Raw genomic sequence first — 13565 nt, 5'->3', positions numbered from 1 at the left:
AGGTGTACATTTTTAGAATAAGATCGTTCTTCTCAGATCAGAGGTTCCGAAAAAAGCTTGACACATACCAATTAAACTTTTGACTTGTATCAGACAGACCATGAGAAGTATAATATAAGTGTGAAAACGCTATCAATCCACAAGGAGTGTGATCAAGATGATCGTAGGTGTGTTTGGTACAGCGTGTATCATTATTACTATGGTTGGCGCCATTTGGTGGGATCGATATCATACAAAAGTACAGCAAAAGACCCGATATAATTAAGCCAGATACAACGAGCGGCAAATTTGTGCGCCACAGATTGACAGACCGAATGCTCATGTTCGTGAGAACGAACTTGAGCTTTTTTTATGTATTTGAAAACCCTAGGCTATGCCTAGGGTTCCGGAAAGCTTTCAGCGATGTATCAAAAAAGCCTCTCTTCTGCTAAGATAAATTTTGGTTCGCCAACCAAATTAATAAGCCAAGGAGAGACTTTTTTATGCCATCGGATGTAAATAGTTTAGCACATACAAAATGGAATTGTAAGTATCACATAGTATTCGCACCTAAGTATCGAAGACAAGTGATCTATGGACGAATAAAGCAAGATATTGGAAGGATCCTGAGACAATTGTGCGAACGAAAAGGAGTAGAAATAATAGAGGCTAATGCATGTCGGGATCATATACACATGCTAGTGAGTCTGCCTCCTAAAATAAGTGTTTCAGGATTTGTCGGTTATCTCAAAGGAAAGAGCAGTTTAATGATTTTTGATCGGCATGCGAACTTAAAATACCGCTATGGGAATCGAAAATTTTGGTGTAAAGGATTTTATGTGGATACAGTAGGGAGAAATAAACAAGTCATTGAAGAATACATTCGGAATCAAATACAAGAGGATGTAGTTGCAGAACAACTAAGCCTGTTTGAATATATCGATCCATTTACAGGAGAAGAGGTGAAACGAAAAAAGAAGAAGAAATAAAGAAACCCTTTTAGGGTCGCCGGAAGAGGAGTGCGGTTGGCGAACGCTTCGGTGCCCTTTGAAGGGCTGGCCAGTAACAAAGGCTTTCAGCCGCAGAACAAACCACCCGTTCACACGGGTGGTTTTGATTAATTATTTTTACTGGTTATCCCGCTAGCTCTTAATCAGTCACTGTCTGTCTCGTTGCACAGTTGGTAAGCAGGTGATGGAAAAGCTCCTAATCAACCTTTAATTCAGAGGTTATCGCCTCAAGACAAAGGAATCGCCCCAGACTCGTGGACAATCGCCTCAAAACAAAGGAATCGTCCCAAACACGTGGACAATCGCCCCAAAACATTGAAGAATCGCCCTGAACTCGAAGATTATCGCCCTGAAATACAGAAAAATCGCTTTTTCGAAATAAGGCATTGTTTAGCCTATTATTTTTAAAAATTTAAATCTGAATGAGTTAAAGGGATACCCAATTTATTTTTTGGTGTTGTGAAGTTTTATCAGGATAGATTCATTTATGAATAAAAACCTTGGTACCTATCGGAACTGCAGATGATAATTCGAGTACATCATGGTTAAACATCCTGATGCATCCTTGCGAGACATTCCTGCCGATTGAAGCCGGGTTGTTTGTTCCATGTATACCGTAATGGGGTTTTGACAGTCCCATCCAAAGCACGCCGTAGGGCCCGCCGGGATTACGATGTTTATTGATAATCGTATATGTTCCGGAAGGTGTCGGCGCCAATATTTTTCCAACTGCAATTGGGTAGTTTTTAATAAGGCGGGCTCTATCAAATAATTTGAGTTTATGTTGTGAGGTGGATACGTCAATCCATCTCGCCATGAGGATCAGCTCCATTTTTTGACTAGTGTATGAAGCTGCCGGGCATCTTTATGAACCTGCTGCCGCTGATCATTGAGGTTTTTTGATACATAGAAGGAATATGGAAGTTATAGATATAAAGACTTGAGCCGCGGGTCGGCGCTTTATTTTTTGAATCGTGCAGGGAAATATATCCTTTCAACGAATGATAAAGTATTCTGAAAATAGGAGATGACATTGATGAAAATCAAGATTTTTTCGGATTTTGAATCAAGCAAATTAGAGAAAGCTGTTAATGAATTTGTAAGAGAACACGCTCCGGTTCAAAAAATTGAATTCAGTACATCATCAAAAGACATTGATGATATGGTCTATGGAAACGATAAAAAAATGTTTTACTCTGTTATGATCGTTTATGGAGAATAATTAAAACAGTCGTTCAGCGCCCTCGGGGGGTGCTTTTTTTGTCTAAAATGCTAGTTGGACGAATAGTCATATACAGAGTGAGTGGTATTTAAATGTTTATTATTAGGATTTTCTGAACATAAAGGTTATAAAGGAAGGTGAATGATATGGATACTGAAGAATTTATTCAGGAGCTCCGCAGGCAGTTTGGAATTTGGGGTGTAGAAACGGGAAGCCTTACCGATGAGCAAATCGTCGAATTTCACCGTGACGGAGTGATCAGAAAAGAGGTTTCCCGGCACGGACCTGACGTCTGAATGCTCAATTTTCTCGTGACTCGCTCAATTATTAATCGAATTTTAAGAAATGTGTCCTATTATGAAATCAACTTTCATGTAACTCTCTCAAAAAGTAGGCCCTTTAAGGGTCTATTTTGTCTATAAAAAAGCCTCCCTAAATTTGAGAGGAAAAAAATGACCATTGTTCAATCTTAGTCAAGATAAGATCGTCTCTTGTTTGCAATTTTCGACGAACATATGTTTTGCTTTCCGGTACAAACCGAACAAATATTCGCGTATAATAGAGGGAAAGGGAGGGATCGTTATGAAGACAGGCGATATTATTGAAATCATCTACCAGTCAAAGAGCGGTATATTTACCCAGCGGCATATCCGCATCATTGAAATAACTGAAACCTATATTAAGGCCTACTGCTTCACCCGCCGGCAAATTCGGATTTTCTCATCAATTCGCATCTTGGCCATGCAGAAAGTAAGAGGTGCTTAGTTGCTTCATCTTTAACCTTGTAAACCATCTGATAAATTCCGTCTCCATCCAGCGCGCCTACCGGTTCCAATGCATCAATTGTGAATCGTTGACAGTCTACAAGTTCCCATTCCATAAACAAATCGTTTTCCAGAACGCCATTCAGATCAAAATACTTCATCTCATCCATAAAAAACACCTCCTACTAATATATATAAGGGCCTTCTTCGAAAAATGGCTAAATAAAGCTAAAAAATTTATCTTTCAATTACGGAAACTAAAGTTTGGCCAAAATGGAATAATATTCCATTTGTTTTCGGAAAACTTGGAGAATAAATTTCGCTCCGCGCTTTGACGGTTCATTCTGTTTAAAACTATTCACTTGGAACACCCCGATTGTACAATCCGCTAAAACCATATAGTAACAGTATTTTATTTTCAAATGAAACAGAGCGTGCCTTTTGTTCACAGTATTATTGAAAATGGTAAATTGACTTTCTGACGGACTGTGACGTAAAATGAAAGTTGTGAGAGAAAAAACCGCAGAAGGCGGCCTCAACGGCTTAAATGCGTTCTGCCGGTCGAATAACGGGGACGGTTTCATGTCCAAAATTCTAGCTTTGGAGGAATAGATAATGGTTAAACTGCAAAAAGGCAAGTTTCAGTTTCTTGAAAAGCTGTCCAATGACGAGGGCATTATCGCTGCTCTGGCCATTGACCAACGCGGTTCTTTAAAGAGAATGATCGGTGCGGCGAAAGGTACCGACGCTTCTGTTGAAGAACTTCAGGATTTCAAAACGCTTGTATCTCAAGAACTGACTCCTTATGCAAGTGCGATTCTGCTTGACCCGGAATTCGGTCTTCCTGCAGGTAAAAAACGTGACGCAAGCTGCGGTTTGCTGACGTCTTATGAAAAGACAGGCTATGATGCAACAACTCCAGGTCGCATCCCTGATCTTCTTCCTAACTGGTCGGTAAAGCGCATCAAGGAAAACGGCGGCGACGCTGTCAAACTGCTCGTTTACTACGATCCGGATGAACCGGACGAAATCAATGACGTAAAGAAAGCTTTCGTTGAACGCATTGGTTCCGAATGCAAGGCTGAAGATATTCCGCTGTTCTTCGAAATCGTCACATATGATGAAAATATTAAAGATAAAGCTGAATATGCAAAAGTTAAACCACAGAAGGTACTTGATTCGATCAAAGTCTTCACCCAGGAACGCTACGGCATTGACGTTCTAAAGCTTGAAGTTCCTGTTGATATGAGCCGTGTTGAAGGTGTCGGCGAAAATGAACCTGTATATTCTGCGGAAGAGGCCAAAGCATATTTCCGGCAAGTTGACGAAGAAACGACTGTTCCTTACATCTGGCTGAGCGCCGGTGTATCGACGGAACTGTTCCAGAAGACACTTGTTTTCGCCCATGATGCGGGTTCTAAGTACAACGGCGTTCTTTGCGGCCGTGCGACATGGCGCGACGGCGTTGAAGCTTACGGCAAGGGCGGAGAAAAAGGCGCTATCGAATGGCTTCAGACCCAGGGCAAAAAAAATGTTGAAGAACTGAACGAAATTCTTGCTGAGAACGCAACACCTTGGTATGAAAAGTTCGGCGGCAAAGACAATATTGAAGTTGTCGACTGATTATAAAAATTCCTGAAACTTGAAAAGGCCCGGCAGACTGTTATCTGCCGGACCTTTTCTATTAAGAGTATAAATAAAAAGCAGGGATTTCCTTAAAGGATCCCCGCTTTTTATTTACCGTTCAGTTTTTTTTACATCCTGCCGCCTTGAGCTGGAACAGCCTTCTCAGATTGACGACAAATTCAGAAAGATCAGCGCTGGTCAATATTCCGCGGGCAGGCAAATCATCGATCAGGTGAGCGCTCGCTCCATGGACGAAAATAGTCAGCTCAGGATACTGTTTTCTGAGAACGTTCAGCATGTTGCATACATGGAACATCTGAGATTCTTCGGACAGGGTTACCGCAAGATACCCCGCTTTTTTACGCTGCAGCAGATCAGTAATCATTGCAAGATCCGCATTTTCTCTGAGAAATAATGTTTTCCAGCCATTAATGGCAAAGAGATCGTCAACCATTTTCAGCTGCAGTTGTTCATTGGCTGAATCCAGATTAGCAACAATGGCTTCGCCCATCTCCACTTTGCGGTCCTGCAGTAATTTAAGCATCTTCCAGTTGAGCAGCGACAATGTCGTGGTCCGTGCAATCGACAGGTCAGCAGGCTTTATTTCTTGTAAATGGGCACGTTTTTCGATTTCATTCATCGAACGTTCAAACAGATCAATAAAGACATTTTCAATTCTTTTGCTGTCGGACAGCGCATCGAGCAGTTCGAGCGCTCTCAGCGCATTGCCGTCAACGATATTTTGTATGTAGTCGCGCCAGTTCCGCTTCTCCTGCATTAATATTTCCTTGCTGTCCCAGCCGATCACGCTTTTAATGGTAAGAGACAAGTCGCTCGGCAGCTGGATAACGCGGTTCTGGCTGTGAAGCTTGATTTTCGGCAGAATATCCGACCCGTTCCGGTTGAGCACCACTGTTCCGACTTCTCCGTCCGTGAGCAAAACCTGAGTTGCCGGCGGAAAAATATGCACAAAGTTAATGAAAGAGAAACAGCTTTTCAGATCCAGATTATTGCGCATGCAGTCATTCAGGAGAATCTGGATCGCACGGGTGGCGTGCATCGGGCTTCGGTAGGATCTTTTCAGAGTCAGTGCGGAATAAATATCGGCTATTGATATCGATTTAAGGTCGGGATCTTTTTCGGAGACCACACAATGATCAGGATATCCGCTTCCGTTGAGCCGCTCGTGATGGGAACGTACAATTTTGCATGTTTCGGAAGGAAATCCAAGCTTGTTAAGCAGCTCATAACCGTGCAGAGTATGTTCCTTTATTTGTTCATATTCGCGTTCAGTTAACTTGCCTGTTTTCAGGAGGATGGAGCGAGGGGTATAAAGCTTGCCGATATCATGAAGAAGGCAGCCGAGGATGAAGCCCTTGGGCATTTTTACATGAAATTGCCGGAGGAACAGGCTGCAAAGTACAAAGACATCGACAGAATGAATGTAGCAGATCGGATCCCACTGCTTCAGGCTGTCCATCAGCAGGCTCACCGTGGGATTTGAAAAGGTACGGAGATAGACTGAGCGAAGCCACTGATAGGATGCTTCCGAGTGCAGTATCCGTCCGTAGCGCAGCTCGTCGGCAATTTCGGACATATCGTTTTGAAAACGTTCAGTCAACGCTTTCAATTGATGAGCAGTAATCTCCTTTTCTTCGAGAAAGTTCCTGTGAAAGGCCGTCAAAGGCCCATTTTTAATCGAAACCTCCTGAACACCCTTTTCAGAAAGCTCATCGGCGAGTGCGGGAGTGACATAAGTTCCGGAACGGTAAAGCACGGATGAATTAATAAAAATATCCTTTGAGATAATGCAGCCGTCCGTCAAATCTGCCACATTAGCAACTTTAGTCATGGTGTCGTTCACTCCCAACAGAAATTGTCCCAGGTAAAGATTGGGAAGCTCTCCCGGTGGTCCGGAAACAAATGGCGAAAGGCCATTCATCTAAATAGTTACAGCCGGAAGAGAGGATGGAAAGGAAGCTCCCGATATAGGGAAATGGCCTCATTTAGTCTGATCTTCGAAAATAATAACACCACACAAGTGTTCGTTTAGCAAGTGCTGCCTAAAAACAAAAGTCTATCAAAAACAAATCCCACTAACTATCATATCGACAGACAATGAAAAAAACTTCATACCAAAAACGTTAAAAAGAGTACTTAATCAACAAAATAGGAAAAACGGCCCATTTTGAAAAGAATGCTCTTTATATCCTTTTTCACTTTCTTACACGAATCGTTCAATAAATTTAAAGAATAGCCGATAAAGAGGTTATAAGGTACTAGAGCTGAAGGGATTGACTTACATGGAAGTATCTACAGTCATCGGCTTGCTTGTTGGAGTGCTGTCATTATTAGCGGGATTTTTGCTTGAAGGCGGGTCATTCGGGGCACTATTTAAGGTGACCGCTCTGCTGATTGTTTTTGGAGGAACAATCGGAGCCGTTATCATCAGTTTTCCCGGAAAAACGCTTAAAAGAATACCGTTCATTATAAAATACGCATTTGTCAAACCGAAAGCTGATCCTGGCGAAACGATTGAACAACTGATCGGTCTGGCCAATATTTCAAGACGCGAAGGACTGCTCGCGCTCGAAAGCGAACTGGAGAAATTCAGTGATGATGATTTTATGTCCAATGGCGTGCAGATGGTCGTGGACGGCGTGGATTCCGATGTGATCGATGATATTCTCAATCGCGATATCGAACTTTATGAACAGCAGATCCTGTCAATGGGCCGGATGTTTGAAGCCGCGGGCGGATTTTCGCCGACAATGGGCATAATCGGTACCGTCATGGGTCTGGTTCATGTCCTGGGCAGTCTGACCAACCCGGGCAACCTTGGGCCGGCTATTGCAGTTGCCTTTATCGCCACGCTCTACGGAGTTTCAGGAGCAAATATTATTTTTCTGCCGATTTTTAACAAAATCAAGGCCAATCTTGCCAAGGACGTGCTGATCCGGCAGATCAAAGCAGAAGGCATCCTGTCCATTCAATTCGGAGAAAACACACTGATCCTCCGCAAAAAACTGTTTGCCTTTCTGAGCCCGGAAGAAAGGGAGAAAGTGGGAACCCGGCTGGAAGGCAGCGCGGGCGAATCCGAGTGGTCGGAAGGCAGCTATCAAGAGGCCGCAAGCCATGAATAACCCGCGGAAAAGAAGACATTTGAAAAAAGTGGATGATCATGAGAACTCGGATAGATGGATGATCACTTATTCCGACCTGATCACCCTGCTGCTCGTATTTTTTATCGTCATGTTTTCAATGAGCTCAATTCAAAACCAGCGCTTCAATGCGCTTGTCTCATCACTCAGATCTTCTTTTCAGGGGAACTCCATTCTTCAGGACATGGGCTACCCGGCCACCGATAAGGGACAAACCGCTCCGACCGTGCCCGTTCAGCAGAAACCAAACGCCCTTTCCGATAAACAGCAGAAAAATGATACCAAGCAACTGGATGCTCTGTATGTGAAACTGAGCCAATACATCAAAGACAATCATCTGAGTCCTGACGTCTCGCTGACCGATACCCCCAGGGGAGTTCAGCTTACATTTCGTGAGACGATCTTCTTTGATCTTGGCAAAGCGGATCTTAAATCGAATGCGCAGCCGGTCCTGCAAAAGATCGGGGGAATATTGGGCGAGGTACCAAACGATGTCGCGGTCGAAGGCTATACGGACGATACGCCGTTCCGAAGCAATCAGTCGGCTATCCATTCAAACTGGGAACTTTCGGGAGCGCGTGCGCAGACTGTCATGAATTATCTGATTCAGGAAGACAAGCTTCCTCCCAACCGGTTCCATTTTGTCGGTTACGGTGAATACAAACCGGTCGTCAAGAACGATACACCGGAACATAAGGCGATGAACCGGCGCGTCAACATCGTGGTGATTAGAGAGCAGAATACAAACACCGCTGAATAGATGTGCCCGCTTCGCACCGTTTTTTGCGAAGGTCAATTTTTTCTGTGAATTTTTTCATCATTTCAACATTTATTCTGGAAAAGTATTGCAATTCTTCTGAGTCATCTATATGCTTTTTTCAGAAGGCCGATAAAAAAAGATGGAAATTATTGAGGGTGAGTCATTTGAAGAAATTTTGGCTGGTTCTTGTCTTTGTTTTTTGTATTGCCGCGGTCGTCGGCGGAAACATCTACTGGAATCACAAGCTGAACCGGATCGCCAAGGCAAACTCGGCACTGATTAGGGCAGGTTATGTATCAGCAGGCGACACAAGTGCCGTAAATGGTATATCTGCGAAAAAAGTCAGGGCTCAGATTGTGAAATTGCCCCAATCGATGCAAAAGGTCGCGCTGAAAGCACTGGATAACAACGGGCAGGTTCAGGTTGTCATGATCGGCAGCGAAAATGTCCAGGCCCTGTCTCTGCTTCTGCAGCATCAGTTGGACGGCACGTTCGGCGACTTGTTTTTCAAAGTCACGGTTGATGATTTGAGCAAGAGTACATCGTTGCAGCTGAATCAGGGAAAGGTTGAGGATCTGTTCCAAAGCGTTAACGGCAGTCCCGATGTGGTCATCTATACGCCTTTGCTCTACAACGATGACGGCAAAGTCAGTACGGATGACACAAATACGGTTACGGCCCTGCTGGAAGAGAAAATCAAACTGAAATATCCTCAGGCCGCTTTCTTTGTTTCACTGCCTGATTATTCATCGACGGCTCAATATATGAATGACCGAATCGATCAACTAAGCACTTTTATCAAGAGCCAGCACATCGCAAACCTTGACTATCTGCCGAACTGGCCAACCGGTTCAAAACAGGCCAGTGTGGTCGCGGCGGACGGGCATACAATGAATAAAGCAGGCCAGCAAATCTGGCTGAAGGCAATAAGCCATGACCTTGGTTTGTCAAAATAATGCGGCACACTTAAGTACGCACCCGTATGATCCTGGAATCCAGTCCGAAAGAGAGAGAGCCGGGCAAACATCAGGACAGGAATTTGTAGAACGCAAAAAGTCTGGAAAATCTGTTCGGAAATCGTTGCGTTGTTTAGCATCAGAGCGGGATCCGAAAATGATTCAGGTCCAGGAATCCGGTCTGGAAACAGTCACAACCCTGTGAATATCAGAAAGGAAATTTCACTACTGGGAATTCTGTTCAGAAAAAGACAGAGAGAAAATTTTACTGTTAAAGGCGCGGGAAATCGGACACGCCTTTTTTGTACTATAGGAAAGTATAAAAATTTTAAGGATTATGGTGTAAGCGACCGAACAGATCGCCGCGTCCTGCGGCATGTTCGGCATTAGGCCGTCCTGGCCGTCACAACTAAGGCTCAGCCTACGCCAGGGCTTGTCTTCGCCAAGTTTTCTAATACAAATAAGAAAGTATAAAAAGATAAGCGGCGCCTAGTATAAGAAAAAATTAAGGCTCAGCTCAGCCGGCATCAAAAACCCGGCTTCGCCAAGTTTTTCATTAAGCACGGAAATATACAGAAATGACTAAACTGCCTTTTTACTGACTTTTTTGGGCAGTTCAGCGGGTTACTCGTTTGGCAAATGCTGAGCGAGACACCAGACGCGAGCAAGATTTTCTGCAGTTCTTGTCAGGTTGGTTTCGGCATGCGCGAGAGCTTCGTCAAGCGAAACTGCGCCAGGAACAATGGAAAACAGCGCGTCTACACCATGACTGTAGACGCTGCGGCTGCCGTCGGCAAGGGATCCGGCCAATGCGACAACTGGTAATCCAAATTTTTTCGCGTATCGCGCCACGCCGACCGGCGTTTTTCCGAAAATCGTCTGACCGTCGATTTTTCCTTCTCCCGTAATAACCAGGGAGGCTCCCCGCATTTTTTCTTCCAGCCCGGCAGCACGTATGACTGCGTCGACACCCGGGTGGATCGTCCCCCCAAGAAAGCAAAGGGCACCGGCCCCTAGTCCGCCCGCCGCGCCTGCACCGGGTACCTGATCGATTGCGATGCCGAGATCACGACTGACTATTCTTGCAAAATGTCCAAGCGCTTCATCGAGTACCCGTACATCTTCCGGCGATGCTCCTTTTTGCGGACCAAAAATGGCGGATGCGCCTTTGCTGCCGATTAGCGGGTTGGTCACGTCCGTAGCGATATCAAATCGAACCTCCGCTATTCTGCTGTCAAGTTCCGACAAATCGATGGAAGCGAGGCCGGCGAGGGCCGCACCTCCCCGGCCAATTGTATTACCTTCCGAATCAAGAAGTCTTGCGCCGAGCGCCTGGGCCATCCCGCAGCCGCCGTCGTTGGTTGCGCTTCCGCCCAGCCCAAGAATGACATGTCTCACCCCAAGATCTATCGCCGCCCGGATGAGCTCGCCGACGCCAAAAGTGGTAGTCTTCAGCGGATTGCGCTGGTCGCGAGGAACATAATCAATCCCCGCTGCTGCGGCCATCTCAATTACCGCTGTGTCTCCTCCACCGAGCAGACCGAAAAATCCGTCTACGGGTTTCCCCAACGGTCCGGTCACTTGCTTCTTTATAATTTTTCCACCTGTGGCATCGACCAGGGAGCGGACCGTTCCTTCGCCGCCGTCTGCCATCGGCACTTTGACACAATCGGCGTCCGGCCAGACACGCCGCAGTCCCGCTTCGATCGCATCCGCTGCTTCCAGCGCGGTCAGACATTCTTTAAAAGAATCCGGTGCGATGACAATTTTCATTGTTTGCCTTTGCATACTTCTTCATCTCTTTCGAAATTTATCTTTTTAGCGTAAGATTTTTCTGCCCTCTTTGTCGGTAAAAATGTGAACCTCTCTTGGGTTAACGCTCTTATTCAAAGTTCAGGTGCTTTATTGTAAAACGGTCCGAAGAGCAAAAAATGGGCCGTCAACCGGAGCCAGCCAACCTTTAGCAGTTAACACACTCAATAATCATTTCATTAATCTCTTCATCTGATGGAGTTGTCTGCTTCTTACATGTTAGCATACTTCATGATTCGTTACCGTTGCCGGAGTTTTTTCGTTATATTAATTTTATCGGTAAACGGATCGGTTCTATATCGTTTTTTAGGGGTCCGAACAGAAAATGAGTATTTCCCGGAAAATAATGCTGTCGTTTTATCCTGAATTTTGCAGGATTGTGAGCGATTGTGTTGAATAAATTTATCATAAAGTATGAGTGCCGGTTCAATGAGGAATAAACACCGGAGACAAAAGCTGGGCCAATTCAAGTATAAAGAAAACGAGGTGACGCCGTGTATCTTAAACCGATCCGTATTCCGTTTCAAGTGAGACAGTTTGAAATTCTGTTCCAACGATTAAATCCCGACAGTTCCAAAAGACAGAATGTGTACTCGCAAATGTCAAAATATCTGGCCGGGTTCAAAGGAGAAAAATCGCTGGATTATCCTCTCAGTTTTCTTCCTCCGGATGAGTATTTGATATTTCATAATCTGAGGTTGTTTGACGGAGTCCATCATTTTCAAATTGATTTTCTCATTCTCTCTCCGTATTTTTTTCTCATTCTGGAAGTCAAAAATATAACGGGCAGAGTATCAATCAACAATCACCAGATGATCAGGAGTTCAGGTCAGATTGAGGAAGCTTTTCCGAATCCGGTAATACAGAATGCCCGTCTTAAAGAGCAGTTGAGCAAGTGGCTGCTTTTACGTGGCTGTGCAGGAATTCCCATTCAAACTTTAGTGGTGTTCAGCCCATCAAAATCGATTCTGCAGCTGGATCTGACTGAGCAACAGAATCACATTTGCACTTCGGATTTCCTCCCGATACGCATTTCCTCATTAAGAAAACAATATCCACGAACGGTGGTTAATCCTAATACACTCCATGATCTTTCAAAGAAACTGTTAAATGAGCACAAGGATCTAGAATTAGATATTTTTAAGCAAACAGGTGCTGCCGCAGAAGAAATTCTCACGGGTGTGCGTTGCCCAAAATGTGAAGAATTAGCGATGAGCAGGCATTCAACGACCTGGATCTGTCCCGCCTGCTCCTTTGAGTCCAAAATCGCTCAATTGACCGCAATTAATGATTATCGCCATCTGTTCGGGCAAACCGTCACTAACGGACAGCTCCGCGATTTTTTACAGATCCCATCGGATTCTGTCGTCAGAAAGATGCTTCATTCTTACAAATTTCCGCATAGTGGAAATTTCAAACAACGAACCTATTTTTTGGAGGATCACATACTGGAACAGATAGAAAAAATAGTCGCAAAAATTTAGACGGCGGTTCAGAAATTGAATCCGGCCGGAAGAAGGCCCAATCTGGCTGATAGACCCGTGAATCCGGCCGGAAGGAGGCCCAAATTGGCCGATAGGCCCGCGAATTCGGCTGGAAGAGGGTCCGATTTGGCCGATAGGCCCGCGAAATCGGCCGGAAGGAGGCCCAAATTGGCCGATAGGTCCGTGAATCCGGCCGGAAGAGGGTCCGATTTGGCTGATAGACCCGTGAATCCGGCCGGAAGGAGGCCCAAATTGGCCGATAGGCCCGCGAAATCGGCCGGAAGAGGGTCCGATTTGGCCGATAGGCCCGCGAAATCGGCCGGAAGGAGGCCCAAATTGGCCGATAGGTCCGTGAATCCGGCCGGAAGAGGGTCCGATTTGGCTGATAGACCCGTGAATCCGGCCGGAAGAAGGCCAGATTTGGACTTCTGTCAAGAAAGTGGACACCTAGAAATGAAAGACACTTGTCTCAAAAGCTACCGCGCTGCGCTTGGTCTGGGTTGAGTGACGAGAAGTACAAGAGACTACTTCTCGTCACTCAACCCCAAATGGGGCAATTATGAGACGTCGGCAATCGTCTGAGCGTATTTCTTTTCGAATGCTTCAGGCGAACAGTAACCGAGTGTGGAATGCCTCCTGTGTCGGTTGTAACGCTGGCTGATGTAATGATTGACAGCATTTATGGCTTCAGCCCGAGTCTTGAAACGCCGTCTGTAAATCAGCTCCTTCTTGAGCGTGGCATGGAAAGACTCCATGCAGGCATTGTCATAGGGGTCTCCCTTTCGGCTCAT

General features: G+C 45.1%; 13 protein-coding genes. 8 read left to right on the top strand and 5 right to left on the bottom strand.

Annotated elements, in window-relative coordinates; translation table 11 throughout:
• Window positions 1-482: 482 nt before the first annotated feature.
• On the top strand, window positions 483-968 hold the full coding sequence (tnpA, locus tag IEX81_RS16270; protein ID WP_188805247.1) for an IS200/IS605 family transposase: 486 nt from the start codon (window positions 483-485) through the stop codon (window positions 966-968).
• Between the two features lie 502 nt (window positions 969-1470).
• Here the strand turns inward: tnpA and IEX81_RS16265 are convergent.
• Window positions 1471-1806: a L,D-transpeptidase gene (locus IEX81_RS16265; RefSeq protein ID WP_188805245.1), complete on the bottom strand. Its 336-nt coding sequence runs from the start codon at window positions 1804-1806 to the stop codon at window positions 1471-1473.
• Between the two features lie 219 nt (window positions 1807-2025).
• Here IEX81_RS16265 and IEX81_RS16260 point away from each other — a divergent pair, with 219 nt between their 5' ends.
• On the top strand, window positions 2026-2211 hold the full coding sequence (locus tag IEX81_RS16260) for a hypothetical protein (RefSeq protein ID WP_188805243.1): 186 nt from the start codon (window positions 2026-2028) through the stop codon (window positions 2209-2211).
• A 146-nt stretch (window positions 2212-2357) separates the two neighbouring features.
• Complete coding sequence (locus tag IEX81_RS16255) at window positions 2358-2507, top strand: hypothetical protein (RefSeq protein ID WP_188805241.1); 150 nt, start codon at window positions 2358-2360, stop codon at window positions 2505-2507.
• A gap of 398 nt (window positions 2508-2905) precedes the next feature.
• On the opposite strand, the gene IEX81_RS16250 is transcribed toward IEX81_RS16255, so the two are convergent.
• Window positions 2906-3145 (bottom strand): hypothetical protein, encoded by a 240-nt coding sequence (locus IEX81_RS16250; protein ID WP_188805239.1) that lies wholly within the window; start codon window positions 3143-3145, stop codon window positions 2906-2908.
• A 445-nt stretch (window positions 3146-3590) separates the two neighbouring features.
• On the opposite strand from IEX81_RS16250, the gene lacD reads away from it, so the two are divergent.
• On the top strand, window positions 3591-4598 hold the full coding sequence (lacD, locus tag IEX81_RS16245) for a tagatose-bisphosphate aldolase (RefSeq protein ID WP_188805237.1): 1008 nt from the start codon (window positions 3591-3593) through the stop codon (window positions 4596-4598).
• 121 nt (window positions 4599-4719) lie between these two features.
• Here the strand turns inward: lacD and IEX81_RS16240 are convergent, their stop codons facing one another.
• A complete protein-coding gene (locus IEX81_RS16240) occupies window positions 4720-6453 on the bottom strand; it encodes an HD-GYP domain-containing protein (protein WP_188805235.1) in 1734 nt (577 codons plus the stop codon).
• Between the two features lie 451 nt (window positions 6454-6904).
• Here IEX81_RS16240 and IEX81_RS16235 point away from each other — a divergent pair, with 451 nt between their 5' ends.
• The 3 genes from IEX81_RS16235 to IEX81_RS16225 all read left to right on the top strand — a co-directional run bounded on the left by IEX81_RS16235 (window position 6905) and on the right by IEX81_RS16225 (window position 9478).
• On the top strand, window positions 6905-7744 hold the full coding sequence (locus IEX81_RS16235) for a flagellar motor protein (RefSeq protein WP_188805233.1): 840 nt from the start codon (window positions 6905-6907) through the stop codon (window positions 7742-7744).
• Window positions 7737-8522 carry a flagellar motor protein MotB gene (locus IEX81_RS16230; protein ID WP_188805231.1) on the top strand — a complete coding sequence of 262 codons (786 nt, stop codon included), beginning with the start codon at window positions 7737-7739 and terminating at the stop codon, window positions 8520-8522. Before IEX81_RS16235 ends, IEX81_RS16230 begins: the two co-directional genes overlap by 8 nt.
• A gap of 164 nt (window positions 8523-8686) precedes the next feature.
• Window positions 8687-9478 carry an SGNH/GDSL hydrolase family protein gene (locus IEX81_RS16225; protein WP_188805228.1) on the top strand — a complete coding sequence of 264 codons (792 nt, stop codon included), beginning with the start codon at window positions 8687-8689 and terminating at the stop codon, window positions 9476-9478.
• 624 nt (window positions 9479-10102) lie between these two features.
• Here IEX81_RS16225 and IEX81_RS16220 read toward each other — a convergent pair.
• The gene (locus tag IEX81_RS16220) at window positions 10103-11251 is read right to left on the bottom strand and encodes a glycerate kinase (protein WP_188805250.1); all 1149 of its coding nucleotides are present in this window, start codon (window positions 11249-11251) and stop codon (window positions 10103-10105) included.
• Window positions 11252-11784: 533 nt separating this feature from the next.
• Between IEX81_RS16220 and IEX81_RS16215 the strand changes: the two genes are divergently transcribed.
• Window positions 11785-12774: a nuclease-related domain-containing protein gene (locus IEX81_RS16215; protein ID WP_188805227.1), complete on the top strand. Its 990-nt coding sequence runs from the start codon at window positions 11785-11787 to the stop codon at window positions 12772-12774.
• A 557-nt stretch (window positions 12775-13331) separates the two neighbouring features.
• Here IEX81_RS16215 and IEX81_RS16210 read toward each other — a convergent pair.
• Window positions 13332-13565, bottom strand: a 234-nt coding sequence (locus IEX81_RS16210; protein ID WP_188805224.1) for an integrase core domain-containing protein, incomplete at its 5' end; no start/stop codon positions are given.

It is taken from the genome of Sporolactobacillus putidus, assembly GCF_014647035.1.
Classification (GTDB): Bacteria; Bacillota; Bacilli; order Bacillales; family Sporolactobacillaceae; genus Sporolactobacillus; species Sporolactobacillus putidus.
The sequence above is the reverse complement of the archived record's forward strand: the minus strand, read 5'-3'. Positions and strand labels throughout refer to the sequence as shown.

What these genes read in the sequence shown, in the direction of transcription:
- tnpA (WP_188805247.1), top strand. Translation starts at nt 483, where the DNA reads ATGCCATCGGATGTAAATAGTTTAGCACATACAAAATGGAATTGTAAG.
- IEX81_RS16265 (WP_188805245.1), bottom strand. Translation starts at nt 1,806, where the DNA reads ATGGCGAGATGGATTGACGTATCCACCTCACAACATAAACTCAAATTA.
- IEX81_RS16260 (WP_188805243.1), top strand. Translation starts at nt 2,026, where the DNA reads ATGAAAATCAAGATTTTTTCGGATTTTGAATCAAGCAAATTAGAGAAA.
- IEX81_RS16255 (WP_188805241.1), top strand. Translation starts at nt 2,358, where the DNA reads ATGGATACTGAAGAATTTATTCAGGAGCTCCGCAGGCAGTTTGGAATT.
- IEX81_RS16250 (WP_188805239.1), bottom strand. Translation starts at nt 3,145, where the DNA reads ATGGATGAGATGAAGTATTTTGATCTGAATGGCGTTCTGGAAAACGAT.
- lacD (WP_188805237.1), top strand. Translation starts at nt 3,591, where the DNA reads ATGGTTAAACTGCAAAAAGGCAAGTTTCAGTTTCTTGAAAAGCTGTCC.
- IEX81_RS16240 (WP_188805235.1), bottom strand. Translation starts at nt 6,453, where the DNA reads ATGACTAAAGTTGCTAATGTGGCAGATTTGACGGACGGCTGCATTATC.
- IEX81_RS16235 (WP_188805233.1), top strand. Translation starts at nt 6,905, where the DNA reads ATGGAAGTATCTACAGTCATCGGCTTGCTTGTTGGAGTGCTGTCATTA.
- IEX81_RS16230 (WP_188805231.1), top strand. Translation starts at nt 7,737, where the DNA reads ATGAATAACCCGCGGAAAAGAAGACATTTGAAAAAAGTGGATGATCAT.
- IEX81_RS16220 (WP_188805250.1), bottom strand. Translation starts at nt 11,251, where the DNA reads ATGAAAATTGTCATCGCACCGGATTCTTTTAAAGAATGTCTGACCGCG.